General features: G+C 70.8%; 27 protein-coding genes. 9 read left to right on the top strand and 18 right to left on the bottom strand.

All coding sequences use genetic code 11. The annotated features are described in order from the left end of the window. The first annotated feature begins 60 nt into the window (after positions 1-60). Positions 61-816, top strand: coding sequence for a TetR/AcrR family transcriptional regulator (locus ACFWBN_RS28200; RefSeq protein ID WP_385180615.1), 756 nt, complete (start codon positions 61-63; stop codon positions 814-816). Here the strand turns inward: ACFWBN_RS28200 and ACFWBN_RS28195 are convergent. After that, positions 803-1,051, bottom strand: coding sequence for a DUF397 domain-containing protein (locus ACFWBN_RS28195; RefSeq protein ID WP_385180613.1), 249 nt, complete (start codon positions 1,049-1,051; stop codon positions 803-805). The two genes, ACFWBN_RS28200 and ACFWBN_RS28195, sit on opposite strands and share 14 nt — an antisense overlap. Beyond that, entirely contained in the window at positions 1,048-1,833 is a 786-nt protein-coding gene (locus ACFWBN_RS28190; RefSeq protein ID WP_385180611.1) for a Scr1 family TA system antitoxin-like transcriptional regulator, read from the bottom strand. Before ACFWBN_RS28190 ends, ACFWBN_RS28195 begins: the two co-directional genes overlap by 4 nt. Before the next feature lie 152 nt (positions 1,834-1,985). Between ACFWBN_RS28190 and ACFWBN_RS28185 the strand changes: the two genes are divergently transcribed. Continuing rightward, entirely contained in the window at positions 1,986-2,375 is a 390-nt protein-coding gene (locus ACFWBN_RS28185; RefSeq protein ID WP_385180609.1) for an ATP-binding protein, read from the top strand. On the opposite strand, the gene ACFWBN_RS28180 is transcribed toward ACFWBN_RS28185, so the two are convergent. Beyond that, positions 2,376-3,335, bottom strand: coding sequence for a hypothetical protein (locus ACFWBN_RS28180; RefSeq protein ID WP_385180607.1), 960 nt, complete (start codon positions 3,333-3,335; stop codon positions 2,376-2,378). 91 nt (positions 3,336-3,426) lie between these two features. Continuing rightward, positions 3,427-3,825 carry a hypothetical protein gene (locus ACFWBN_RS28175; RefSeq protein WP_385180604.1) on the bottom strand — a complete coding sequence of 133 codons (399 nt, stop codon included), beginning with the start codon at positions 3,823-3,825 and terminating at the stop codon, positions 3,427-3,429. 187 nt (positions 3,826-4,012) lie between these two features. On the opposite strand from ACFWBN_RS28175, the gene ACFWBN_RS28170 reads away from it, so the two are divergent. Beyond that, positions 4,013-4,540 carry a hypothetical protein gene (locus tag ACFWBN_RS28170; protein WP_385180602.1) on the top strand — a complete coding sequence of 176 codons (528 nt, stop codon included), beginning with the start codon at positions 4,013-4,015 and terminating at the stop codon, positions 4,538-4,540. A gap of 97 nt (positions 4,541-4,637) precedes the next feature. Here the strand turns inward: ACFWBN_RS28170 and ACFWBN_RS28165 are convergent, their stop codons facing one another. From ACFWBN_RS28165 to argS, 4 genes are all read right to left on the bottom strand, one after another. After that, entirely contained in the window at positions 4,638-5,438 is an 801-nt protein-coding gene (locus tag ACFWBN_RS28165; protein ID WP_385180686.1) for a VOC family protein, read from the bottom strand. A gap of 57 nt (positions 5,439-5,495) precedes the next feature. Beyond that, complete coding sequence (locus ACFWBN_RS28160) at positions 5,496-5,966, bottom strand: DUF3995 domain-containing protein (RefSeq protein WP_385180599.1); 471 nt, start codon at positions 5,964-5,966, stop codon at positions 5,496-5,498. 74 nt (positions 5,967-6,040) lie between these two features. Then, positions 6,041-7,519, bottom strand: coding sequence for a hypothetical protein (locus tag ACFWBN_RS28155; RefSeq protein ID WP_385180596.1), 1,479 nt, complete (start codon positions 7,517-7,519; stop codon positions 6,041-6,043). A gap of 141 nt (positions 7,520-7,660) precedes the next feature. After that, positions 7,661-9,421 carry an arginine--tRNA ligase gene (gene argS / locus ACFWBN_RS28150; RefSeq protein WP_385180593.1) on the bottom strand — a complete coding sequence of 587 codons (1,761 nt, stop codon included), beginning with the start codon at positions 9,419-9,421 and terminating at the stop codon, positions 7,661-7,663. 167 nt (positions 9,422-9,588) lie between these two features. Here argS and lysS point away from each other — a divergent pair, with 167 nt between their 5' ends. Next, entirely contained in the window at positions 9,589-11,316 is a 1,728-nt protein-coding gene (lysS, locus tag ACFWBN_RS28145; protein ID WP_385180591.1) for a lysine--tRNA ligase, read from the top strand. A 76-nt stretch (positions 11,317-11,392) separates the two neighbouring features. Here the strand turns inward: lysS and ACFWBN_RS28140 are convergent, their stop codons facing one another. The 3 genes from ACFWBN_RS28140 to ACFWBN_RS28130 form a co-directional block, all read right to left on the bottom strand. Continuing rightward, positions 11,393-12,757 (bottom strand): DUF2637 domain-containing protein, encoded by a 1,365-nt coding sequence (locus ACFWBN_RS28140; protein ID WP_385180588.1) that lies wholly within the window; start codon positions 12,755-12,757, stop codon positions 11,393-11,395. A 130-nt stretch (positions 12,758-12,887) separates the two neighbouring features. Further along, positions 12,888-13,616, bottom strand: coding sequence for a DUF3558 family protein (locus tag ACFWBN_RS28135; RefSeq protein WP_385180586.1), 729 nt, complete (start codon positions 13,614-13,616; stop codon positions 12,888-12,890). 125 nt (positions 13,617-13,741) lie between these two features. Next, positions 13,742-14,608, bottom strand: a complete 867-nt coding sequence (locus ACFWBN_RS28130; RefSeq protein WP_385180583.1) for a DUF3558 domain-containing protein — start codon at positions 14,606-14,608, stop codon at positions 13,742-13,744. Positions 14,609-14,777: 169 nt separating this feature from the next. Here ACFWBN_RS28130 and ACFWBN_RS28125 point away from each other — a divergent pair, with 169 nt between their 5' ends. Next, positions 14,778-15,971, top strand: a complete 1,194-nt coding sequence (locus ACFWBN_RS28125) for an RtcB family protein (RefSeq protein ID WP_385180581.1) — start codon at positions 14,778-14,780, stop codon at positions 15,969-15,971. A gap of 104 nt (positions 15,972-16,075) precedes the next feature. On the opposite strand, the gene ACFWBN_RS28120 is transcribed toward ACFWBN_RS28125, so the two are convergent. Further along, entirely contained in the window at positions 16,076-16,648 is a 573-nt protein-coding gene (locus ACFWBN_RS28120; protein WP_385180579.1) for a Uma2 family endonuclease, read from the bottom strand. 164 nt (positions 16,649-16,812) lie between these two features. Then, on the bottom strand, positions 16,813-17,682 hold the full coding sequence (locus ACFWBN_RS28115; RefSeq protein ID WP_385180576.1) for a hypothetical protein: 870 nt from the start codon (positions 17,680-17,682) through the stop codon (positions 16,813-16,815). Positions 17,683-18,088: 406 nt separating this feature from the next. Between ACFWBN_RS28115 and ACFWBN_RS28110 the strand changes: the two genes are divergently transcribed. Further along, on the top strand, positions 18,089-19,057 hold the full coding sequence (locus ACFWBN_RS28110; protein WP_385180574.1) for a hypothetical protein: 969 nt from the start codon (positions 18,089-18,091) through the stop codon (positions 19,055-19,057). Between the two features lie 41 nt (positions 19,058-19,098). Continuing rightward, on the top strand, positions 19,099-19,773 hold the full coding sequence (locus tag ACFWBN_RS28105) for a polysaccharide deacetylase family protein (RefSeq protein ID WP_385180571.1): 675 nt from the start codon (positions 19,099-19,101) through the stop codon (positions 19,771-19,773). Here the strand turns inward: ACFWBN_RS28105 and ACFWBN_RS28100 are convergent. From ACFWBN_RS28100 to ACFWBN_RS28090, 3 genes are all read right to left on the bottom strand, one after another. Next, positions 19,748-20,551 (bottom strand): hypothetical protein, encoded by an 804-nt coding sequence (locus tag ACFWBN_RS28100; protein WP_385180569.1) that lies wholly within the window; start codon positions 20,549-20,551, stop codon positions 19,748-19,750. The two genes, ACFWBN_RS28105 and ACFWBN_RS28100, sit on opposite strands and share 26 nt — an antisense overlap. A gap of 63 nt (positions 20,552-20,614) precedes the next feature. Beyond that, the gene (locus ACFWBN_RS28095; RefSeq protein WP_385180567.1) at positions 20,615-21,379 is read right to left on the bottom strand and encodes an SDR family NAD(P)-dependent oxidoreductase; all 765 of its coding nucleotides are present in this window, start codon (positions 21,377-21,379) and stop codon (positions 20,615-20,617) included. Between the two features lie 74 nt (positions 21,380-21,453). Continuing rightward, on the bottom strand, positions 21,454-21,789 hold the full coding sequence (locus ACFWBN_RS28090) for a YnfA family protein (RefSeq protein ID WP_385180565.1): 336 nt from the start codon (positions 21,787-21,789) through the stop codon (positions 21,454-21,456). A 126-nt stretch (positions 21,790-21,915) separates the two neighbouring features. On the opposite strand from ACFWBN_RS28090, the gene ACFWBN_RS28085 reads away from it, so the two are divergent. Beyond that, entirely contained in the window at positions 21,916-22,419 is a 504-nt protein-coding gene (locus ACFWBN_RS28085) for a hypothetical protein (protein ID WP_385180562.1), read from the top strand. A gap of 7 nt (positions 22,420-22,426) precedes the next feature. Here ACFWBN_RS28085 and ACFWBN_RS28080 read toward each other — a convergent pair whose 3' ends face one another. Both ACFWBN_RS28080 and ACFWBN_RS28075 read right to left on the bottom strand, forming a co-directional pair. Further along, positions 22,427-23,161 (bottom strand): Mut7-C RNAse domain-containing protein, encoded by a 735-nt coding sequence (locus tag ACFWBN_RS28080; protein ID WP_385180559.1) that lies wholly within the window; start codon positions 23,159-23,161, stop codon positions 22,427-22,429. Positions 23,162-23,201: 40 nt separating this feature from the next. Then, positions 23,202-23,618 carry a winged helix-turn-helix transcriptional regulator gene (locus ACFWBN_RS28075; RefSeq protein WP_385180557.1) on the bottom strand — a complete coding sequence of 139 codons (417 nt, stop codon included), beginning with the start codon at positions 23,616-23,618 and terminating at the stop codon, positions 23,202-23,204. Positions 23,619-23,772: 154 nt separating this feature from the next. Here ACFWBN_RS28075 and ACFWBN_RS28070 point away from each other — a divergent pair, with 154 nt between their 5' ends. Next, the gene (locus ACFWBN_RS28070) at positions 23,773-24,669 is read left to right on the top strand and encodes an NADP-dependent oxidoreductase (RefSeq protein WP_385180684.1); all 897 of its coding nucleotides are present in this window, start codon (positions 23,773-23,775) and stop codon (positions 24,667-24,669) included. Positions 24,670-24,699: the final 30 nt, after the last annotated feature.

Below are 24,699 nucleotides of genomic sequence, written 5' to 3'. Positions count from 1 at the left end.
GTGTAAGTAATACACAGAACTAGGATGTGGGTCAATCAGGTAGGCGGGAGGAGGGCGGCCATGGCGGACGAAAGCGGCGACACCGGACTCCCGGCGAGCCTGGAGATGGCCTGGGGCCTGCGCGAACGCCCCGGCAAGGGCCCGCGCCCCACGCTGACGCTGGCGAGGATCGTGGACGCGGCCGTGCACCTGGCCGCCACCGAGGGCATGGACGCCGTCTCCATGGGCCGCGTGGCCAAGGAGCTGGGCGCCTCGACGATGTCCCTCTACCGGTACGTCACGGCGAAGGAAGAGCTCTACATCCTGATGTCCGAGGCGGGTGTGGGCACCCCGCCGCCGCTGCCCTCCGGCGGGGAGGGGATGGGCTGGCGGGAACTGGTGTCGGACTGGGCGTACGCGCAGCGGACCGTCCTCCAGGCCAACACCTGGATCCTGCGCATCCCGCTGAACGCGCCGCCGGTCGGCCCGAACCAGCTCGCCTGGATGGAACGCGGCCTCGCCGCCTTCGCCGGCACGGGCCTGGAGGAGAGCGAGAAGCTCTCGGCGATGATGCTGGTCGGCGGCTTCGTACGGAACGAGGCGACCCTTGCCGCCGACATGATGGACGCCATCATGAAGAACGGCGTCTCACCGGACCAGGTGGTGACCCAGTACGTACGCACGCTGCGACTGCTGACCGCCCCGGACAGTCACCCGGCCGTGACGCGGCTGCTGGAGTCTTCGGCGTTCACGGGCTCCGGCGAGCCGGACTTCCAGTTCCGCTTCGGCCTGGCCCGCCTGCTGGACGGTTTGGCCGCGCTGATCAGCTCCCGCTGACCCAGCCGGTGAGTCCCGACCAGGCGGCGGGGGCCAGGTCCAGGACGGGGCCGTCGCTGACCTTGCTGTCCCGGACGTGGACCTGGGTCGCGCCGGTGGCGACCTCGACGCAGGCGTCGCCGTCCTCTCCGCTGTACGAGGACTTCCGCCATGCGACGGCCACTTCCAGGCACTGGCCGCCGTCGCTGCCGCTGTAGCTGGACTTGAACCACTTCAGTGCGGTCGTGGCGCTCATGTCTCTCCTAGCAGGCGGTCCAACAGGCCCCGCGTCTGCTCGGTGTTGAGGGCCTGTGTCCGCAGCATCGCATACCTCCGGGCCAGGATGCTGACCTCATCCGGGTCTGAGATGAGTTGGCTTCCGCGTTGGCTTTCGGCGTAGCCGAGGTGCTGGTGATCCGGGGTCTCCAGGAGGGTGAAAGGGCCGTCGAGTGCCGCGTGGGAAGTGCGGCCCAGGGGCATCGCCTGGAGGCTTACGTCCGGCAGGTCGGCGCATTCGCGGAGGTGGCGCAGTTGTTCCGCATACACCTCGTCACCACCGAGCCGGTCGCTGAGTACGGCTTCCCAGACGACGAAGCTCAGTGTCGGCGGATTGCTGCGGCGCAGTATCGCCTGGCGGGCGAGGCGCTTGGTGATGAGCGCCTCGATCTCCTCCTCCGGATGGGCCGGGACGCGGCACGCGAACACCGCACAGGCATAGTTCCTCGTCTGGAGCAGGCCTGGTACGACCTGGTTGTCGAACCAGGACAGGGTGATCGCGGCCTTCTCAAGGTCCATGTACTCCTCGGCCCACGGTGGAGTCACATCGATCTCCGGCATCTCGTGCGCTGCGACGGTCAGCGTGCCCGGTAGGCCCAGGTAGCGGTCCATGAGTTCGGCGACGTTCGGCATCAACGCCCGGCGGCCCTGCTCGATGGACGCGATGGTCTCCTCGTCCAGCCGGACCAGCTCTCCGAGCTGCTTCTGGGTCAGGTTCTTGGCGATTCGGGCGGCGGCCACCATCTTGCCGACCATCTTCATGGTCGTAGCGTTCGGCCGTGCGCGTTTCCTCGGTGGCATGACAGCGAACTCCCCGCCCGTGCATGTGGACTACCCCGTACCAACCCGTACTCATGAAGGAGTACGGGTCGGCGCTCAGCCACAGGCTAGTCACGGGGAGCGACGATCGTCCCGTGAATCTCCATACTCAACCGGCCCTCGTGCGCGAGCGGCTCTACCTCCGGTCACCCCAAACCATCGCAGCTGCACGCCAGTTCACACGCGACACCTTGCAGGCATGGGGGCTGCCGGCCCGCCACGACGACATGTCGCTCTGCGTGAGCGAGCTGGCCACCAACGCCCTCCGCCACGGCGTCCCGCGAGGGAGGGGCTACCTGCTACGGCTGCTCGCCTTCGACGGGACGGTCCGGATCGAGGTGCACGACAGCGGCCCGGGGCTGTCGCGGATCACCGGGCGGCCGCCGGGGATGGGGCTGACGCTCGTACGGGCGGTTGCCGATGACTGGGGGGTGCTGGCCCGGACCCCCGGCAAGGTGGTGTGGTGCGAGGTCCGGGTCGGGTAGCTAGCCCCCGGCGGTCAGGGTGGCGGCGAGCCGCATCCGCTCGTCCAGCTGCTTCCGCACCCGGTCCAGGGTCTCCGCGTTCTTCTCCACCAGCCGTTTCTGGTAGGCGACTTCGACGGTGTACCAGGTGCCGACCAGGTTCGTCCGCTGCTTGCAGTCCACGTCCTGTTTGGCGATGGCGACGGCCTGCGGGCCGCTGATGTTGGAGTCGTTGATGCCCGGCGGCTGGTCCAGCGGGTTCTTCATGGCGTAGCCCTGCTTGCCCATGCACTCGCTCCAGGACGCGGTGGCCGCGCGGACCCGGCTGTCGTCGCGGGAGCGGGCGAAGGCCTCGAAGCCGAACTCCTGCGGGACCATCATGTCCACGGTGTCCTTGGCCGGGTTGTACAGCTTGAGGGCGCTCTCGCGCAGGCAGCCGCCCGCCGGGACCTTCTGGCCGCCGACGACCGTGGTCGCCACGTCGGAGGTCTCCGCCTCCTCCTGGCTCATCGGGACCGGCTTGGAGGGGTCGACCTCCAGCCCGTGCAGCACCAGCTTCTCGTTGGGGGCGAGCGGCGGCTGCGGCGGCCGCTGGGTGCCCTTCGCCGCCGGGTTCTCGTACCCGATCCGCTCGGCCTCGGCGGCGTCGGAGACCCCGTAGCGCCGGGCGTTGTCCTTCTTGGCGGCCGGGTCGGCCTGCCGCCGCAGCTGGTAGCGGAAGCCGTAGCGCTGCATGCACCGGTCGACGAGCACATCCTGGGCCTGGTCGAGGAGCCCGCGCTGCCTGGGGTCCGGGATGTACGGGTCCAGGGGGTAGCCGAGGTCCCGGCTCGCGAGCAGCGCCGGTACGGCGCCGATCTCGGGTTCCTTGCCGGAGTCGCCGCCGCCGGCGTCGTCCGGGGCGGCGCAGCCGGTGAGCAGGAGCGTCAGTACGGCTGCGGAAGCCGCCAGGGCGGGCAGGGCGGGGCGCGGCGGGAACATGGCGACTCCGGAGGGCGGGGGCAGGGGCGTCTGCGGGGCGGCAGTCCCGGCCCGGCGGCTGCGGAGGGCGGGACTGCCGTCTCGTGCGTGCCTAGCTGACGAAGTAGGCCGAGGAGATCGTGTTGGTGAACGTCGAGTTGGTGTTGCCCCGGGCGCCGGCCGGGAGGGTGGCGTTGTAGCCCTGGCCCGCGTAGCCGGTGTAGACGATCCACGCGTAGAAGTCCCTGTTCAGGTACGACTCCGTGTAGTTGTCGACGAGCTGCTTGGCGCAGCTCTTCTGGCCTTTGAAGAAGTCGTCCCCGAAGGTGTTGTCGTTGGTGTAGAGGTCGAAGACCGAGTCGGTCTGGTTCTTGTAGCAGAACAGGCCGAACTCCCCGTCGGTGAGCCAGCCGTCCTTCTCGGCGGCGGAGGCCGGGCCGGCGCCGATGCCTATCGTGGCGAGGATCAGGCCGGCAGCGGCGGCAGCGCGCAGTGAAGTGCGAAGCTTCATCGGGAATGCCCTTCATTCACATCGTCGTGGTCGACGGTCGGGATTTCGGCCATGGCGGCGACCGGGAGCTGACCGCGGAGAAGTCGATCACGCCGGGGCGGTCGCCGCAACTGTCCCTGAGTACAGGGTGTTTGGGGGATCCGTTGCCCTATGGTGCGAAGACACAAGGCGCCTTAGGAGGCTTGCTGTGCCCTGCAGATGGGTCCGATCCGTCGCCGCTCCCGCCCTGCTCTCCCTCCCGCTCCTGCTGGCCGGCTGTTCCGGTGGGGATTCCGGTTCCGGTTCCGCGTCCGCCCCGGCTTCGGCCCAGCCCTCCGCCCTTGTGTCGGGCGAGCCCTCCGGTGCGCCGTCCAGGCTGCCCAAGGGCACGGTGCTTCCCGAGATGGCCGCCTACTTCCAGTGCCTGAAGGACAAGGGGCTGCCGATGAAGGACACCCCTTCCGGGATTCCGGTTGTGGACGATTCCGCGGATCCGGACAAGGTCAAGGAAGCGGACCGCGCCTGCGAGAGCCTGGTGCCGGTGGCGCCGGTGAGCGCCGAACAGCACGCCGAAGCAAGGGATTTCACCGCGTGCATGCGGGCGAACGGCATCGCCGAGTTCCCCGACCCCGATCCGCGGACCGCCCGGCACGACTACGAGCACCTCGACCTGAAGGGCTCCCGGGAAGGGGTCGACGCCCTGCAGGCATGCGGGAATCGAGGCAGGGTGCAGTGAGCGTCAGGCCGGGTGCGAGCGGCGGGGCGGGGCGGTGGGCGGTCAGGGGGTGCCCGGCGGGCCGGGTCCTTCCCCGATCCGCCGGACGTTCCCTCCGCTACGCCGGGTCCTCGGGCGGGGTCGAGGCCGTGATGACCGAGAAGGTGCCGCCCTGGGGGTCGGCGAGTACGGCCATCCGGCCCGCCACCATGTCGAAGGCCGGGGCCATGACGCTGCCTCCGGCGCGTTCGGCGGCGGCCTGGATCTCGTCGACGCTGTCCACGCTGAAGTACGGCATCCAGTGCGGCGGCACCCCGGCCGGGAGCTGGGCCAGGTCCATCATCCCGGCCACCGCCCGCCCGCCCACCTTGAACTCGGTGTAGACGTCGGCGCCAGGCATCGTGGAGCGGGCCGTGCTGACCGGCAGGATCGCGGAGTAGAAGGCGGCCGCGGCGGGGACGTCGGGGGTGTTCAGCTCGTTCCAGACGAGCGCGCCGTGCTCGTTGACGATGCCCGCGCCCTCGAAGGTGCCGGGCTGCCACAGGCCGAAGACGGCGTTGGTCGGGTCGGTGATGAAGGCCATCCGGCCCAGGTCCATGACGTCCATCGGGCCCATCATGACCGAGCCGCCGGCGTCGGTGACGGCCTTGAGGGCGCCGTCCAGGTTGTCGGTGGACAGGTAGGTGTTCCACACGGTCGGCGGCATCGGGTCCGGCACGCTGCCGTCCGGGTTGGACGCCTTCATGATCCCGGCGACCGGCTTGCCCTTGAGGTGGCAGACCGAGTACCCGCCGGTCTCCGCCGGGCCGATCTCGCCCTGCCAGCCGAAGAGGTCGCAGTAGAAGTCCAGGGCCGCCTGCTGGTCGGGGACCATCAGGTCGATCCAGCAGGGGGTGCCGGGCTTGTAGGGGCCGTTCATGTCGGGCACGGATGCCTCCGGGGGTGTGGTGCGGCTGGGGGCTGGACGGGCCGTCCCCTACCCGGCCCGGCGGGCCCGAACCGGGCCGTACGGGTGATGCCCGGCGAGCGCGAGGCGGGCCGCGGCCCAGCCGAAGCCGAGGCACGCCGGGGTGTAGAGCGCGAGGTTGAGGACGTAGAAGGGGCTGTCGGGCGGGCTGTCGAGGAGCCCGGCGGCCCACCCCAGCCCCGCGAGGGCCCGTACGCCCATCCCGGCGGCCACGGCCGCGGTGACGGCCCGGGCGAGTCGTCCGCCGCGCCCGCGGGAATGCGCGAGGACGGCGGCGGCCCCGGCCAGCGTCAGCGCGGCCAGCGGCAGCACCGCGGGCGGCGCGAAGGAGGTCTCGATGCCGAGGACGGCGAGCGAGAGGGCCCGGGTGTCGGCGGCGGGCCAGGTCGCGCCGGTGGCCCAGTACAGGTGCAACAGCCCGTCGGCGGCGAGGAGTCCGGCCAGCGCGAGCCCGGTGCGGTGTCGTGTCGTGGTCTTCATGTGAAAAGGGAGGGGGCCCACAGGGAGAACATTCCCTGTGGGCCCCGTCACACCGGTGCGATCGTCCGGCTTGCTCAGGCGGTGGTGCGGCGGCGGCGGCCCGTGCCGGCGACCAGGGCGGCGCCCATGGCCAGGGCCACGCCCGCGCCGCCGAGGGCCCAGGTGGTGGCCGCGTCGGCGCCGGTGGCGGCGAGCTCGCCGCCGGTGTTGCCGCCGGTGTTGCCGCCGGTGGTGGTGTCGCCGATCGGCTTGGCACCGCCGTTGGGCTTCGGCTGGTTGCCGCTCTCGTCCTTGCCGCCGGTCTCCGGAGCGGCGGCGACGAGCTTCGTCAGCTGCGGCTTGGACTGCGACCGGGTGATCCCGTCCTCGGGGCCGTCGCCCAGCGGGGACATGCCGAAGCTGCGGATGATCAGATCGCCCTTCGGGGCGTCGGCGGTGAAGCGGACGCGGACCTGGACGTCGAAGCTCTGGCCGGCCTTGACGGGGCCGCCGGCGAGGTCGAAGCCCATGAACACGCCGTCATCGGTCAGGTTCTCGGCCTCGTGCCAGCCGGCCTTGCCGTTCTTGTCCTTGCTCAGGACCTCGACCTTGAGCTGGTCCGCCTTCATCGACACCCAGTCCGGGCGGGCCAGGACCAGGCCGAGGAAGAACTCGTCCAGCGACTTCCCGCCCGCGTTGTCGACGTGGACGGAGAGGGTGGTCCAGCCGCCGCCCACCGCGATGGTGTCCGGTACGCCGTTCACCGTCAGCGCGGGGCCGTCGACGATCTCCGGGCCCTCGTGGCCACCGGTCGCGCCGCTGATCTTCGCGAAGTACCAGCTGGCGGGGGAGTGGTTGGTGCCGTTCGCGGTGCGGCTCTCGCCGTCCGAGTACAGCTCGAAGGGCAGGACCGGGGTGTCCGCCGCGAAGCTGATCCGGACGTCGACGGTGTAGACCTTGCCGCTGGCGACGTTCGGAGTGGTCCCCAGCTTGTACTGGAGGCCGGGGCCCAGCTCCTCGCCCTGGACGAGCGTGGCGGACTGCCAGGAGCCGCCGGCGCCGCGCCACTCGACCTTGACCTGGGAGGGCTTGAACTTGCCGTCCGCCTCCATGATGTTCAGGGCCGGAGTGTAGTTGGGCACCGCGATGTGGCCGGAGTTGTCGACCGTCACCTTCAGCGGCGTCCAGCTGCCGTCGGGCTTGAAGCCGTCCTTCGGGATGCCCGCCACCGTGACCTCGGGACCCATGAGGATCCCGTCGGACTCGGCGTCCTGCTCGTCCTCGCCGGCCTTGGCGTCCTTCGACGGCTGCTCGGGCTTCGGCGCCGCCGGCGCCGGCGGCGCGGGCTTCTCCGCCACCGGCGAGGGCGCGGGCGCGGGCACTTCGAGGACCGGGGTGGTGGCCTCCGGGGCCTTGCCGGTCTCGCCGGTGCCGGGCGCGGCGTCTTCCTGCGGCGCGGTGTCCGGGACGATCACGGCAGGCTGGTCGGCAGCCATCGCGGGCGTGGACAGCAGGGCCGTCGGACCGGCCACGGCGACCGCCGCCACGGCGGCAATGCGCTTGATCTTCTTCACTTGGTTTCCCCCCGAAGCTCTTTTTGAACGCGATCAGGTTAAGCGAGGCGGAGGGATTTCAAACGGCTGGGAGATCACGAATCGCAAACGGCCCCGGCAGCAGCTGCCGGGGCCGTACGTTTCGCGCGGGTTGTGCCGATGTCAGAGCTTCTCGGGGGTCCGGATCCCGAGGAGGGACATGCCCTTGCCGAGGGTGCGGGCCGTCAGGTCGCACAGGAACAGGCGGTTCTCGACCTGCGCCGGGGTGTCCGCCTTCAGGACGGGGCACTCCGCGTAGAAGGTCGTGTAGAGCGAGGCCAGCTGGTAGAGGTACGCCGCCAGCTTGTGCGGGGCGTGCTCCGACGCCGCCTCGGCGATGAGCTCGCCGAAGTGGTCCAGGTGCAGGCCCAGGGCGCGCTCCGCCGGGGCGAGGGCGAGCTCCGGGTGGGCGGTGGGCTGCGCGTCCCCGGACTTGCGCAGGATGGACTGGATACGGGCGTACGCGTACTGGAGGTACACGGACGTGTCACCCGTCAGCGAGACCATCTGGTCCAGGTCGAACTTGTAGTCGCGCGCGGCGGAGGTGGACAGGTCCGCGTACTTCACCGCGCCGATGCCGACCTGAACGGCCCGCTCGCCGATCTCGGCCTCGGACAGGTCCTTCGCCTTCTCCCGTACGACGGCCGCCGCGCGGTCGATGGCCTCGTCGAGGAGGTCCACCAGCCGGACCGTCTCGCCCTCACGGGTCTTGAACGGCTTGCCGTCCTTGCCGAGGACGGTGCCGAAGGCCAGCTGCACGGCCTTGACCTCGTCGTTCAGCCAGCCCGCCCGGCGCGCCGTCTCGAAGACCATCTTGAAGTGCAGGGACTGCCGCGCGTCGACCACGTAGATCAGCTCGGTCGCGCCCAGCTTGCCCACCCGGTCGCGGATCGCGGAGAGGTCGGTGGCCGCGTAGCCGAAGCCGCCGTCCGACTTCTGCACGATCAGCGGGGTCGGGTTGCCGTCCGGGCCCTTGACGTCGTCGAAGAACACGCACAGCGCGCCATTGGAGCGGACGGCGACGCCCGACTCCTCCAGCAGCTTGCACGTCTCGACCAGCATGTCGTTGTAGCCGGACTCGCCGACCACGTCGGCGTCCTGGACGTCCATGTCCAGCTTGTCGAAGACGGAGTAGAAGTAGATCTTCGACTCGTCCACGAACCGCTGCCACAGCGCGAGGGTCTCCGGCTCGCCGGCCTGGAGGTCCACCACCCGGGCCCTGGCCCGCGTCTTGAACTCCTCGTCGGAGTCGAAGAGCGCGCGCGAGGCCTTGTACAGGCGGTTGAGGTTGGACATGGCCTCCTCGCCGGAGACCTCCTCGTCGGACTTGTGGTCCAGCTCGTGCGGGTGCTCCAGCAGGTACTGGATGAGCATGCCGAACTGGGTGCCCCAGTCGCCGATGTGGTGGCGACGGACCACCTTCTCGCCCGTGAACTCCAGGATCTCCACCATCGCCGCGCCGATCACCGCGGAACGCAGGTGGCCGACGTGCATCTCCTTGGCGACGTTCGGCTGGGCGTAGTCGATCACCGTGGTGCCCGGGTTCGCCGCGAGCGGCACGCCGAGGCGGTCGTCGCCGGCCCGCGCCGCGAGGGTCTCGATGATCGCTTTGTCGGTGATGGTGATGTTGAGGAAGCCGGGGCCGGAGACCTCGATCTCCTGGATCAGGTCACCGGTCGGGATGCCCTCGACCACGGTCGTCGCCAGCTCGCGCGGGTTGGCCTTGGCCTTCTTCGCGAGCGCCAGGATGCCGTTGGCCTGGAAGTCGGCCCGGTCGCTTCGTCGCAGCAGCGGGTCGGCGGCACCGGCCTCCGGCAGGGCGGAGGCGAGGGCGTCCGCGACGCGCTGATTGACGGACGAAGCGAGGGAAGGGACCGAGGCCATGAGCTGCCGTTCCTGTGAGGTTGTGCCTGAAGGTGCACTTGGGTGTTCCGACAAGTGCCGAGTATCCCACGCGGGGCCGTGCGATTTCGCGGGAGAAAACAACCGCGGAGTGGCCCGTTACGTCTGGGAGAATGGCTGAAGCCAGCATTCGAGTAGAAGGACGTGTCGTGGCTCAGAGCAGCACCGAGACCGACTGGGTCTCCCGTTTCGCGGACGAGGTCATCGCCGAGGCGGAGCGCCGAGCACCCGGCAAACCAGTCGTCGTCGCGTCCGGACTCTCCCCCTCCGGCCCGATCCACCTGGGCAACCTGCGGGAGGTCATGACCCCGCACCTGGTCGCGGACGAGATCCGCCGCCGGGGCCACGAGGTCCGGCACGTGATCTCCTGGGACGACTACGACCGGTACCGCAAGGTCCCGGCCGGCGTCCCCGGCATCGACGAGTCGTGGGCCCAGCACATCGGGCGCCCGCTGACCTCCGTCCCGGCCCCGGCCGGATCGGCGTACCCGAACTGGGCCGAGCACTTCAAGGCCGTCTTCGTCGAGGCGCTGGCCGAGATGGGCGTCGAGTACGACCCGATCAGCCAGACCGAGCAGTACACCGCGGGCACCTACCGCGAGCAGGTGCTGTTCGCGATGAAGCACCGCGGCGACATCGACGCGATCCTCGACCAGTACCGCACCAAGCAGAAGCCGGGCGGCAAGAAGCCCCAGCAGAAGCCGGTCGACGAGGCCGAACTGGAGGCCGCCGAGGGCTCCGGCGCGGCCGCCGAGGACGACGGCAGCACCGGCGAGGGCGGGTACTTCCCGTACAAGCCGTACTGCGGCGAGTGCGGCAAGGACTTCACCAAGGTCACCTCGTACGACGACGAGACCACCGAGATGACCTATGTCTGCACCGAGGACGAGTTCACCGAGACGGTCAAGCTCAGCGAGTTCAACCGCGGCAAGCTCGTCTGGAAGGTCGACTGGCCGATGCGCTGGGCCTTCGAGGGCGTGATCTTCGAGCCCTCGGGCGTCGACCACTCCTCGCCCGGCTCGTCCTTCCAGGTCGGCGGGCAGATCGTCGGGATCTTCGGCGGCGAGCAGCCGATCGGCCCGATGTACGCGTTCGTCGGCATCAGCGGCATGGCGAAGATGTCCTCCAGCAAGGGCGGGGTCCCGACCCCGGCCGACGCGCTGAAGATCATGGAACCGCAGCTGCTGCGCTGGCTCTACGCCCGCCGCCGCCCCAACCAGTCCTTCAAGATCGCCTTCGACCAGGAGATCCAGCGGCTCTACGACGAGTGGGACAAGCTGGAGGCCAAGGTCACCGACGGCTCCGTGCTGCCCGCCGACGCCGCCGCGCACGCCCGCGCCGTACGGGTCGCCTCGCACGAGCTGCCCCGCACGCCGCGCCCGATGCCGTACCGGACGCTCGCGTCCGTCGCCGACATCACCGCCGGGCACGACGAGCAGACCCTGCGCATCCTGAGCGAGTTGGAGCCCGAGAAGCCGCTCACCTCGCTCGACGAGGTACGGCCGCGCCTGGACCGCGCGGAGAACTGGATCACCACCCAGGTCCCCGCCGACCAGCGGACCCTCGTACGCGAGGAGGCCGACGTAGAGCTGCTGTCCTCCCTGGACGAGGAGGGGCGCGAGTCCCTGCGGCTGCTCCTGGACGGACTGGACTCGCACTGGTCGCTCGACGGGCTGACCACGCTGGTCTACGGCGTCCCGAAGGTCATGGCCGGCCTGGAGCCCGACGCCAAGCCGACGCCCGAGCTCAAGATCGCGCAGCGGACCTTCTTCGCCCTGCTCTACCGGCTCCTCGTGACCCGCGAGACCGGGCCGCGACTGCCCACGCTGCTGCTGGCGGTGGGCGCGGACCGGGTGCGCAAGCTGCTCGCCGTCTGAGCCCGCACGGTCATGTGGAAGGGCCCGCACCCCTCGGGGGTGCGGGCCCTTCCGCATGCCTGTGCGCGATGTGCCGCTAGGCGATGTGCTCGTTCTCCAGCTCGGTCTGGTAGCGCTGCTTGAGCTGCGGGAAGATCTTGCGGATCAGCGAGGCGCTGCGCGGGTGCACCACCCCGTACCGGTCCGACAGCACTATGTCGAGCTGCTCGGCCGTCAGGACCTCGCCGTTCTCCTCCAGGTGGGAACGGAAGACCTCGTACGCCGCCTCCGCGAACTTCACCGTCTCCTCGTCCTCGGAGTCCAGTACGTACTCCTCCTGGCGGGGAGCCGGTATCGGCAGGTCCGGCCGCTGCTGGAGCAGCTCCTCCGGCTCCGGGCCGGTCGGGGGCATCACCGGGGTCGGCTCCAGGCCCTCCACCACGTGGGGGTGGTAGCCGCCCTCGTACGCCGCCTGCGGGGCCCGCGGCGCGGCGAACCAGGCGCTGTTGTGCGCGGCCGGCATCGCGGTCGGATCCACCGCGAAGGGGGCCGGAGCCATGGCGGCGGCTGGGGTCCCGGGGGTCCCGGCAGTCCCGGGGGTCTGCTGCACCGCGGCCGGCTCGGTCCCGGCGGACGCGTCCCCCGCCACTGCCGTCTGCGCGGGCAGCAGCTCCGGATCGGACCCCGCGGGCAGCGCCGGGCCGACGCCCGAGACCGCGAGACCGGCCGGCCCGCCCTCCTGCCCGGCCGGCAGCGCCTCCGACACGGGCGGCAGCAGCGCCGGGCTGATCCCCGCCGCCGCCAGCCCCTCCGGAGCCGTCTGCGAGAGCGGCACACCGATCCGGGCCAGCTTCAGCGGCATCAGCGCCTCCACCGGGGCCTTGCGCCGCCAGGCACGCCCGTAGCGCGCCTGCAGCCGCGCCTGGTAGATCAGCCGGTCCTGCTCCATGCCGACCGCCTGCTCGTAGGAGCGCAGCTCCCACAGCTTCATCCGGCGCCACAGCTTGAAGGTGGGGACGGGGGAGAGCAGCCAGCGCGTGATGCGGACCCCCTCCATGTGCCGGTCCGCGGTGATGTCCGCGATCCGGCCCACCGCGTGCCGGGCCGCCTCCACCGTGACCACGAACAGGATCGGGATCACGGCGTGCATGCCGACGCCCAGCGGGTCCGGCCACGCCGCCGCGCCGTTGAACGCGATCGTCGCGATCGTCAGCAGCCACGCCGTCTGGCGCAGCAGCGGGAAGGGGATCCGGATCCACGTCAGCAGCAGGTCCAGCGCCAGCAGGACGCAGATGCCCGCGTCGATGCCGATCGGGAACACCAGCGAGAAGCTGCCGAAGCCTTTCTGCAGGGCGAGGGCGCGCACCGCGGCGTACGAGCCCGCGAAGCCGATGCCCGCGATGACGACGGCTCCGGCGACCACGACGCCGATGAGTATCCGGTGCGTACGAGTCAGCTGCATCGCGGCCACCCGCGATCCCCTCCCCTTGTCGAACACTTACCGAGCCTTTACCGAGCTGCGGCAGGGCACAGCGTACGGGTGACCGGGAGTGAGTGCTTCCGCAGGCTCCTCCTGCTCTCCTACGGCTCGGCTACTGCTTGTTGGCGGAGTCGACCGACGCCACGGCCTCCTTGGCCGCCGCGATGGCGTCCTGGAGCAGCTTCGCCTGGTCCGGGGCACCGGCGCCCTCGTACGCGGCACCGTTGTAGTCGAGGGTCACGACCACGTTCTGGGCGCGCGCCACGATCGTCGTGTTGAAGAAGTCGACGTCCTTCTTGACGTTGTAGACGACCGACATCCCCTGGTCGCCGATGCCGCCCGCCTCCTCCGCCTTCACGTTCTGCGCGCCCTCGGTCACCTTCGCGGCCTCGACCTGCTTGGTGAACTGCTCCTCCGCGCGCTTGTTGGCGCTGCCGAGGGAGGCGTGCGAGTCGTAGCGGAAGAGGGAGATGGAGAGCCAGCGGTACTGCGAGCCCTTCAGGCCGTCCTCGTCGAGGCCGTTCCAGGAGCAGCTGGCGCGGCTGGCCAGGTCGTTCGACTTCGTCGCCGTGCCGTTCTTGTCCTTCGCCTCCGGCACGAGCGTGTCGATCGTGCCGGTCTGGACCGCCTTGCAGGGGTCCGGCAGCGTGGCGTACGCCGCCTTCTCCAGGGTGGCGGAAGGCTTCGCGCTGGGCTTGGCGGACGAGGAGGAATCGGACTTCTTGCCGCCGTCCGAGCCCGAGGCCTTGCCCGAATCGGACGAGCACCCGGCGACGGTGAGGATCACCGGGACGGCTGCGCAGGCGAGAACGCGGGTGAGGCGCGAGGCTGATCGGTGCATGGTTCCTTCAGTACGTTGTGGGTCTTCTTCGGACGCGGAACGGCCGCGCGGACCCGAGCAACGGTAGCCCGATCGGGTGGCGGCCTGCTGTGCGCGCCGTCACCCCGGGGCCCGGCGCGCCCCGCTCACTCGTTCAGACGCTCGACCAGAGCCTGCGCCAACTGCCGTGCCTTGTCCTGGGTTTCGGTGCTCGGCGGGACCGTGCCGGGCAGCGCAGGCTGCACGCTGTACTCCAGCGTGACGATGACATTCGAGGTACGGAACACAATCCGCACGGTGCGCGCCTGCGCCGCGGTCGCCCCGGCGGGGCTCAGCTTGTCCTCCAGGAACGCCTCGCTCCCGAGTCCGTCCAGCACGCGGGAGGGGAGCTCGGGCGGGGCGGAGGGGCTGCCGCTGGGGGTGGGCGAGCCGGCGGGGTTCGGGGCGGCGGGGTTGGGAGCGGCGGGCGTCGGGGCTGCCGGAGTCGGCGTGCCCGGCTGGCCGCTGCCGCCGCCGGGCGTCGGGGTGGTGACCGGGCCGGGGTAGGGCAGCTTCGCGTCGGTGAGCCGGCGCACGTACACCTGGCGCGCCCTGTCGTCGTCGCTGGTGGCGGCCCGGTCGTAGGAGACCACGCGCTCGAAGACGACCGACAGCAGCCGCGTCTCCTCGGGCGTCTGCGCGCTCCAGCGGCAGCCGACGTGCCGGTCGCCGTCGTAGGAGGCGTCCGCGACGCCGGCGTAGAGCTGGTCGCGCTGCTCGGGCGTGAGCGAATCGGCGGCGGGGAGCATGCCCTTGAGCCGCTTGCTGTCGGCGCCGGCCTTGCAGGGGGCGGGCAGGATGCGGTACTTCCCGGGCTGGGCGGGTGCGGCCTGGCTGCCGCCGGCCTTCGAGTCGCTGGTGTCGCCGCCCTTGCCGCTGCTGGTGCAACCGGCCACGCCGGCCACCCCGGCCACGAGTGCGGTCAGCATCGCGATGCCTGGCAGGACTCGCCGTACCGCTGCCTTGCGCTGCACGTCCACTGGCTCCCCTCCGGAAAATGCGTTGCCGCGGTTCCGACGCGGATGGACACAATGTCTATCGCACGCACTGGTGCCGGCGCCGGTCCCCTGTCGCATTTGGGGCCAAGAGCGAGGCTTTTTGCGCATTCAGACTTTTCTGTGGTTTTCGGGGGATTGATTCCGTATGTCGTATGTAGAGGTACCCGGGGCGAAGGTCCCGATCCGGATGTGGACCGACCCGGCGTCGGTCGAGGACGGCGCGATGCAGCAGCTCCGCAACGTCGCCACCCTCCCTTGGATCAAGGGCCTGGCCGTCATGCCGGACGTCCACTACGGCAAGGGGGCCACGGTCGGCTCGGTGATCGCGATGAAGGACGCGGTCTGCCCGGCGGCGGTGGGCGTGGACATCGGCTGCGGCATGTCGGCGGTGAAGACGTCCCTGACGGCGAACGACCTGCCGGGGGACCTGTCGAAGCTGCGGTCGCGGATCGAGCAGGCGATTCCGGTGGGCATGGGCCTGCACAAGGAGGCGGTGGACCCGGCGCGCCTGTACGGCTTCTCGGAGTCGGGGTACGAGGACCTCTGGAAGCGCTTCGACTACCTCACGGACTCGGTCAAATTCCGTCAGGAGCGTGCCCTGAAGCAGATCGGAACGCTCGGATCCGGCAACCACTTCATCGAATTCTGTCTCGATGAGTCAGGTTCGGTCTGGCTGATGCTGCACTCCGGCTCCCGGAACATCGGCAACGAGCTCGCCGCCCACCACATCGGGGTGGCCCGGGGGCTGGCACACAACCAGGACCTGGTCGACCGGGACCTGGCGGTGTTCCTGGCCGCGACGCCCGAGATGGAGGCGTACCGCAACGACCTCTTCTGGGCGCAGGAGTACGCCAAGTACAACCGTGCCGCGATGATGAGCCTGTTCAAGGAGGTCATCCGCAAGGAGTTCCGGAAGGCGAAGGTCTCCTTCGACCGCGAGATCAGCTGCCACCACAACTACGTGGCGGAGGAGCGGTACGACGGCATGGACCTGCTGGTCACGCGTAAGGGCGCGATCCGCGCCGGCAGCGGGGACTACGGGATCATCCCGGGCTCCATGGGCACGGGCTCGTACATCGTGAAGGGGCTCGGCAACGAGAAGTCCTTCAACTCGGCCTCGCACGGCGCGGGCCGGAAGATGAGCCGGACGGCGGCGAAGAAGCGGTTCTCGGCGCGGGACCTGGCGGAGCAGACCAAGGGCGTGGAGTGCCGGAAGGACTCGGGGGTCGTGGACGAGATCCCGGGTGCGTACAAGTCGATCGAGCAGGTCATCGACCAGCAGACGGATCTGGTGCAGGTGGTGGCCAAGCTCAAGCAGGTCATCTGCGTGAAGGGCTGACCGCCCGGGGCGCAGCTGTCGGGGGAGTGGAGGGGCCCGGACCGGGTGACGGTCCGGGCCCCTCCGCGTTGCTCCCGACCGGTCGATCAGTCGATTCAGTCGATTCAGTCGAGCAGCATGTCCACCGACAGCTCGACCGTCACTCCGAGGTAGTCGGGAAGGGTGAGCGTCGTGCCGCGCTTGAAGGTCCTGCGCAGGCGGTAGGCCGTGCCGCGGGGATCCGTGTAGATCACGACTTCGTCGTGGTGCCGGTCGGCGATGACGTAGACCGGTACGTCGGCCTTGGCGTAGCTCTCCACCTTGGTGCCGGTGTCGTCGGCCCAGTTGGAGGAGGTGACCTCCAGGATCATGCGGAAGGCGTCCGGGCGGTAGCAGTTCTTGACCACCTTGTGGTCCAGGAAGTCCGCCTCGACGAGCGAGAAGTCGGGGACGGCGTAGTCGTCCTCGCCGGTGGGCAGCCAGATTCCGATGCCCTGGAGGAACTCCAGGCCCGCCTTCTCGGCTCCGGCCTCGTGGAAGGCCACGGTGAGCCGGGTCAGGGTGCGGGCGTGTCGCCCATCGGCGGGTGGTGTCACGGTGAGCCGCCCCTGGAGAATCTCCACGCGGTGCCCGGGAAGCTCCCTGGAGAGTCGATCGGCGGCCTGCGCGATCGTGGTCTCGTGCGGTATCACGGCCATAGCTTCCTCCTTTTCGTGACCCACGCTTTCGGAGCGTAGCCGCGGCTGCAGGCCAGCGGCTCGACTTCACCCGTACGGGCCCGAATTGGGACGACACGCACGTGTGCCGTGCCCGGAGGGGTCCGGGCACGGCACAGGGTTGTTCAGCGGGGTCCTGACGGGGGTCAGGAGCCCTTGTTGCTCTTCGGGAGGGCAGGCTTGGCCGGGGTCTTCTTGGCCGCGAACGGTCCAGTGGTAATCGACGTGTCGAAGGTGATCAGGCGCCAGCGCCTCAGGACCTCGTTGTCAGGGCCGCAGTCGAGGTCCCCCCCAGGGGAGTTGGCGTTGCACTGGAGCTCGTACACGCTCCCGGTTGTGGTCTGGACCTTGAAGTTCGCCACGGCGCCGTGGACCGAGAGGGTGGCGGCGCAGACGGTGGCCGGGTCGGGGTAGTCGGGGTTCTGTGCCGGCTGAGTGAGGTTCTGGCGGAAGTAGGTCCCCGTCGTGGGGTCGTGTCGGTGCCCCCCGTACGTGACCCCGTCGACCAGGAAGACGCTGAATTCCTCGGTGCCGTTGGTGAGGTCGGAGCCGATGCTGTTGCCGCACCCGCTGGTTCCGGGAGGTCCGGGAGGGCCGTCATCTCCGGGCGGGCCCTGTACACCGGGTGCGCCAGGTGCGCCGTTCGCGCCGTTCTGGCCAGGCGCGCCGTTCGCGCCGTTCTGGCCGGGTGCACCGGCCGCGCCGTCTGTGCCGTCCTTGCCGTCCTTGCCGTCGTTGCCGGGAGGTCCGGGCGGGCCGACCTTCCCGCCGTCACACCCGTCCTTGGGGGGGTTCATGCCGCCGACCCGGGCCTCGGGACCGTCGTACTCCTCTTCCGGGCCGCCGTACTCCTCCTCGCACTTGTCGCCGCCCCCGGCGGCTGCCGACGACGATGCGGCCGGCTGCGGCCCATCGGCGGCCGCCATGGCCGGGCTGGCGAAACCGAGCATCGCGATGGCCATCGTTGCCACCGCGCCACCGGCGAGCCACTTGCTCTGCCGGGGAAGCGGACCCATGCGGGACGGTGTCCTTTGCTCAGGACTCATGTGTGTTGCTCCTCGTGGAACCGGTTGGTCTGGCCTGAGGCACGGTTGGCCTCGACCGGCATCCTTCGGCCGGCGAGGGCCCTACGACGGGAGGCGCGAGGTCTGATCATCACATCGGCCGCATATTTGGAGCTGATCGGACGAATGCCCTTCCGTGGCCGGAACGTGGCTGGTGGGGCTCGCGTGCGTGGTTTCATCGGCGCTGTTGGGGTGGGTGGGGACTGCGGGGGGATGTTCGGTGGTTGGTATCCGGGCTGGTCAGAGGCGTGTGCGGGTGGGCGTGGCCGGGGTGGCGGTGGCGTGTGTCGTCGGGTTGGGCGGGTGTACGCACGCGGAGGGTGGGGCGAAAGCGGCGGTCAGCGCGTCGGTGCCGGCGGTGCCGATGGTGATCGGCAAGGACGAGGCTGAGAACGTCTTCAACCGGTACCTGTCGGAGCGGATGGCTTCGCTCGACCGGCGGGACGGCTACGGGCTCGCCGCGGTGGAGACCGGCGAGCTGTTGCAGGAGAGCCTCGCGCGGATCGGGGTGGCCAAGCTCCGGGGGGTCGACACGCCGGAGTTTTCCTTTGGGCGGCCGGAGTTCTTCGTGCCCGCCGAGCGCGACCAGCCGGGATATCCCCGCTCCTTCGCGGTGCTGAGCAGAGAGCGCTCGGACGCCACCAATGAAACGCGGAATGCCGCCCTGCACTACTTCGTGCAGGAGACGCCTGGTGGCGGCTGGAAGGTCGCCGCCAGGTCCTGGGTGAACGACAAGCCGCTCACGCCCGGCAAGAACGACTCAAAGATGTACCGCATCTTCGGCTTCGAGGTGCGGGACAAGGAGATCGCCGCGATCGGCCGGGACGCGTCGGGCGCGGTGGTGTTGTCGCCGACCGCCGGTGAGGACCGGAAGGTGTGCGGACGGTACGCGGAGTACATGAGTTTCACCGCGCCGGACGGGGAGCCGGGGAGCGAGAACTTCGTGCCGGGTGAGCTGACGGGCGAGGTCGTCAAGGCGCTCAACGTCGCCTGGGAGGACATGGACGGCATCACGAAGCGGTACGGCTTCGAGGTGACGGGGGGTGAGCTGCCGGTCGTTCGGCTGGCGGACGGGAAGTCCCTGGTCACCTGCACGTTCGTGCGCACCGACTACTGGAAGGGTCGGAAGGCGACGTTCAAGTACGGGAGCCGGGAGCTCGGGGACGTCGGCGCGCTGGTCGGGGGCGTGGACAAGTGGTGGCTGGACACCACCGTGCGGCGCAGCGTGACCGTGTCGTTCGAGGTGCCGGCGGCCGGGCCTGCCGATGTCGTGGGGAGCAACGTGCTGAAGGCGCGGCCGCTTTCGGCCGAAGGGACGCCCAAGTAAGGGGTTGACGCTGGGAGTTGGTCTAGACCAAGGTGTGCGGCATGTGGAGATCTCGCGCGCTTGTCGCCGCGCTCGCGTCGTTGTCGCTCGCCCTCGGGGCCGCCGGGTCCGCGCAGGCGGGGGTCGGGCTGCCGCCCGTCGTGTCGCATGTGCCGACCTCGGAGAAGGTCGTCTTTATTACGATTGACGATGGTTGGAACCATGATCCGGAGGCCGCTCGGATTCTTCTGGAGAAGCGGGTGCCGGTTTCGTTGTTCCTGCTGCCGGGGGCGACCTCGTACGACACCCGGTACTTCACGGACCTCGTCGAGCAGGGGAGGGTCACCGTGGAGAACCACACCGTGAACCACCCGGATCTGACCACCCTCGACGCCGCCGGCAAGGACGCCGAGGTGTGTGGGGCCGGGGAGCAGCTCGAAACCACCTTCGGGCGGGCGCCGAAGCTATTGCGGCCGCCCTACGGGGCCGTGAACGACGACGTGCGGCTCGCGGCCAAGGCGTGTGGGGTGAAGGCCCTGGTGACCTGGACGTACGACTTCACCACCTGGAGCGAGACGCCGGCCACGCCGCAGTTGAAGGCCGGGGACATCGTGCTGCTGCACTTCACGCCGACGCTGGCCGCGGACCTGGAGCGGGCGCTGGGTGCGGCGAAGGCCGCGGGGCTCAAGCCCGCGGCCCTCATGCCGCACCTCAAGACGGCCGGGTTGGTTCCGTAGCGAGGGTGGAGTGCCGAGCGTCGCCGGCGGCGGCCGACTGCTGCCGCCGGTAGCGGTCGAACTGCCAGGCCGTGAAGGCCGCGAGCGGTACGGCGACCGTGGGGACGACCCACCACGGGATGCCGAGCAGGAGGGCGCCGAAGGCCACGGCAGCGCAGAGCACCGAGATGGTGATGAGCAGCGGCTTGCCGAGCGAGCGCCAGGTGTAGGGCTCGTGGCCGCGGGGTCGGGGCGTCAGTCGTACCGCCCCGAACCACAGCCCGAGGGCCGCCACGAGGCCGGCGAGCGTGCCGAGGCCGGCCATCATCTGGGCCTCGTCGCGGGGTGCGTCGGCGGAGTCCTGCCGGACGGAGTCCTTGGCGAGCGCGGTGATGTCGCCGCGCCAGACGGTGCCGGTCACCTGGTCTCCCGGGCGGAGTTGCTCCAGCAGGGGCCCCGGGTCGCCGAAGTCCAGGGTCCCGTTCCAGAAGGGCGCGCCGGACAGGGTCGCCACGTAGCTGGGGCGTTTGCGCTCGTCGACCTGTGCCTTTTCGACGGTGAAGGGGACCGTGCGCAGGCAGTTCTGCCGTGCGCGCACGGGCAGGTCGGCGGGGCACGGCACGGCGGCCGTGTAGTCCCGGTACCGCTCGGTGTCGTACGGCACCTGTACGGCGAACGCGGCGACGCAGAGCAGTGCCGGGAGGAGGGACAGGACGATCAGTGCCGCGCCCGCGAGCCGTGCCCGGCTGCGCGGGGGCTCTTCCGCTATGAGGGCCGTACTCGATTCCGTCGTCACCACGTGCCTGCCTCCCCCTGGCCTTCGCTCTGGCTTCATTCAGCCACAAGAGGGCGAGCGAGGGGGCTAAAGCTCGCGGTGGACCTTGGTGTTGGAGGCCTGGGCGCGGGGGCGGACCACCAGGAGATCGATGTTGACGTGGCTGGGTCGGGTCACGGCCCAGGAGATGGTGTCGGCCACGTCGTCGGCGGAGAGGGGTTCGGCTACGCCCGCGTAGACCTTCTCGGCCTTGTCGGCGTCGCCGCGGAAGCGGGTCTTCGCGAACTCCTCGGTCTTGACCATGCCGGGGGCGATCTCGATGACGCGGACCGGCAGGCCGACGATCTCCAGGCGGAGGGTCTCGGCGAGGACGCGGGCGCCATTCTTGGCGGCGACGTAGCCGGCGCCGCCCTCGTACGTGGAGTGGCCGGCGGTGGAGGACAGGACGACGACCGTGCCGTCGCCGGAGGCCGTGATCGCGGGGAGCAGGGCCTGGGTGACGTTGAGGGTGCCGATGACGTTGACCTCGTACATCGTGCGCCAGTCGGCGGGGTCGCCGGTGGCGACGGGCTCGGCCCCGATGGCGCCGCCCGCGTTGTTGACCAGTACGTCACACCGGCTCAGCGAGGCCGCGAACGCGTCGACGGCGGCGCGGTCGGTGACGTCGAGGGCGTGGGCGGTGGCCTCCAGGCCCGCCTCGGTGAGCTCGGCGGCGAGGGCCTCGATGCGGTCCTTGCGGCGGGCGGTGAGGACGACGTGGAAGCCGGCCGCGGCGAGCTGCCGGGCGGTGGCGGCGCCGATGCCGCTGCTCGCTCCGGTGACTACGGCGGTTCGGGTGGCGGCCGTGCTCATGTGCGGGCTCCTCGGTCGGTCGTCGTTCGTTCGTACGGGCGATTCCCCGCCAGCATAGGCGGGTGAGCGGCGGCTCAGCGGCCGCGCGGGGCGTACATGATCACGGCCATGCCGGCGAGGCAGACGAGGGCGCCGGCCACGTCCCAGCGGTCGGGGCGGTAGCCGTCGGCGACCATGCCCCAGGCGAGGGATCCGGCGACGAAGACCCCTCCGTAGGCGGCGAGGACGCGGGCGAAGTCGCCTTGGGGCTGCAGGGTGGCGACGAATCCGTAGAGCCCGAGGGCGATGACCCCGGCGCCGATCCAGGCCCAGCCCTTGTGCTCGCGGACGCCTTGCCAGACGAGCCAGGCGCCGCCGATCTCCAGGACGGCGGCGAGGGCGAAGAGGGCGGCGGAGCGGGCGATGAGCATGGCTCGAAGCGTACGCAGGTCACGCGGATGGCCGGGCGAATGGAGGATCGGCCCGCCCTCATTCGTGTGATGGTCCGACCGGATGGGGGCGGTGCTCGTTAACGTCCGCGCGTGGAGGTGGTGGCGATGCGCCGTGTTGCCGTACGGAGTGTGGTGCTGGCCGGGCTGCTGGTGCTCACCGGGGGCTTGCCCGCCGGGGCCCATGCGGGGACCCGTGCCGGGGCCCATGCGGGGGTCGGCCCCGAGTCGGAGGCCGACGTGGCGTACCACGGACGGGTGTCCCTGACCGGGGCGCGGCTGCGGCTCTGGCTGGTCCCGGAGAACGAGGGCCCGTCGGCGCTGCCGAACGCGACGGTGCGGGTGCGCCTGTCGGCCGACCTCGCGGACCGGCAGGAGCTGTCGGAGGGGTGTGCGCGGGCGGGGCAGCGCGAGGTGGTGTGCGAGACGGGCCCGCTGCCGCTGCACGGGCGGGGCCGGCACATCGGGCTCGTGTTGGGGCTGCGGGAGCGCGCGTCGGAGGTGGTGGTGCGGGTGGACACGTGGTGGAACGGCGGGGCGACGGACCGGCACCTGGAGAACAACGAGCACGTGGTGCTGGCGCTGGACACGGGGGACCCGTACGTCTTCTAGTGCAGTACTAGGCCGATGTGGTGCCGAATTCCACGAGGGCCTCGTCCACGATCCGTTCGAGACGGGCGTGGTGGGCGCCGCGCCAGTAGACGCGCTCGCAGTCGGTGCACTGCGCGAAGACGTCGTAGGAGCGGTGCGTGCCGTGTTCGAGGCGGTCGCCGACGCTGTCCTTGTCGGCTTCGTGGAGCGGCCCGTTGCACGCGGTGCAGCGGGTCCACGGCGCGAGTGCGGGCGCGAACCGGCCGAGCACGTCGCGGAGTTGCTCGCCGGGGTTGTCGCTGTAGACGTACGCACCGGCGAACAGCTCGCGGCGGCGCAGCAGTCCGCGGTCGCGGGAGAGCAGGACGCGCTGCTCGGCGGCGGAGCGGGTGGCGAGGGCCGGGTCGCCGATGTCCTCGTTCTCGTACGCGGCGTCCACGCCGAGCAGACGAAGGCGGCGGGCGAGGGTGCCGAGGTGGACGTCGAGGAGGAAGCGGAGCGGGGCGCCGGGGACGTGCTGGGGCCGGTCGACGCCGAACACCTCGACGGACTGGCCGTCTTGGGGCACGTACGAGACGGGCACCTCGCGGCCGTCGACGAGGAGTCGGCCGACCTCGGTGAGCGGGACCCCCGCCGATTCGACGACGTGGCCGAGGCTGGAGGCGCCGTCGGTCGCGGTCGGTACGCGTTCGCCGCGCCGGCTGGGCGCGGCGAACAGGCGCAGTTCGGGGGCGAGGGTGAGCTGAATGCCGGGTCCGTTCACCCTGTCAGCATGCCACTGCCGGGGCGCTGGGCGCGCTCAATTACGAGGTCGCGGTGGTCTGGTCGTAGCTGTCGCGGTGGGTGCTGACCTCGTCGAAGTGGTTCTCGGCCCACCGCTTCACGGAGGAGAGCAGGCAGCCGAGGCTGCTGCCGAGGTCGGTGAGGCGGTAGTCGACCCGGGCCGGGACGGTGGGGGTGACCGTGCGGGTGACGAGGCCGTCGCGCTCCAGGGAGCGGAGGGTCTGGGTCAGCATCTTCTGGCTGACGCCGGGGATCTTGCGGCCGAGCTCGCTGTAGCGCATCGAGCGGTTCTCGGCTTCGCCGAGCGCGCTGACGATGAGGCCGACCCACTTGTCGCTGATCCGGGCCAGGAGCTGGCTGGTGGGGCACTCCGCGAGGAAGGCGTCGTAGGCGAAACGGGCCTCGTCGCGGGCGGCTGCGGCGGTGCGGGTGGCCATGGGTGCCCTACTTCCGGGTCGGGTACGCACCTTGGAGTGCGTACTTACGAAAAGAGAGTACCTCTCCCTAAGTTAGTGCTCACCGCGAACGAGTGAACGAGCGGACGAGCGAACGAAGCGAATGGGAGAAACGGCGATGACCGAGCAGACGACGATGCTGGCGGCAGTGGTGAACGAGTTCGGCGGCCCGGAGCGGGTGGAGGTGGCCGAGGTGCCCGTGCCGCGCCCGGAGGCGGGGCAGGTCCGGATCCGGGTCCGGGCCGCCGGGGTCAACCCGGTGGACGGCGCGGTCCGCGTCGGCGTCTTCGGCGGCGCCGGGCAGCGGCTCGGCCTCGGCTGGGACGTGGCCGGGGAGATCGACGAGGCCGGTTCCGGCGTGACGGGATGGAGCCGCGGCGACCGGGTCGTGGGCCTGCACTACGGGCCGGTGAAGCCGCTGGGCACGCATGCGGAGTACGTGGTCCTCGACGCCTCCGCCGTGGCGGCCGCGCCGACCACCGTGGACGCCGTGACCGCGGCGGCGCTCCCGCTGAGCGGGCTGACCGCCGCCCGTGCGGTGGACCTGCTGGGGCTCGCCCCCGGCGCGTCGGTGCTGGTCACGGGGGCGGCGGGGGTCGTCGGCGGCCTCGCGGTGCAGCTGGCCGCGCGGGCCGGGCTGGTGGTGACGGCCCTGGCGGGTGCGGAGGACGAGGCCCTCGTACGGTCGCTGGGCGCGGCCGCCTTCGTCCCGCGCGGGCAGGCTCCGGCCGGGCCGGTGGACGGCGTGCTGGACGCGGCCGTGCTGGGGGAGACGGCGCTGGCCTTCGTCCGCGACGGCGGGGCCTATGTGGGCCTGATCCCGAACCACGCCCCGGCCGCTGAGCGCGGCATCAGGGTTGAGGAGCAGGAGGTGGCCCCGGACGGGGAGCACCTGGCGCGGCTGGTGGCGTTGGTCGACGGTGGGGTGCTTGCGCTGCGGGTTTCGGAGACGTTCGCTTTGGCGGATGCGGAGAAAGCGCATGCGAGGCTCGGGGTGCCGGGGGTTCGGGGGCGGATCGTCCTGACGGCGTGACGCGCCCCGCCGGCCCCCGGGGCTCCGCCC

It is taken from the genome of Streptomyces sp. NPDC059989 (genome assembly GCF_042736975.1).
In the GTDB taxonomy this organism is placed as follows: Bacteria; Actinomycetota; Actinomycetes; order Streptomycetales; family Streptomycetaceae; genus Streptomyces.
This window is presented reverse-complemented; position numbering and strand designations above follow the sequence as displayed.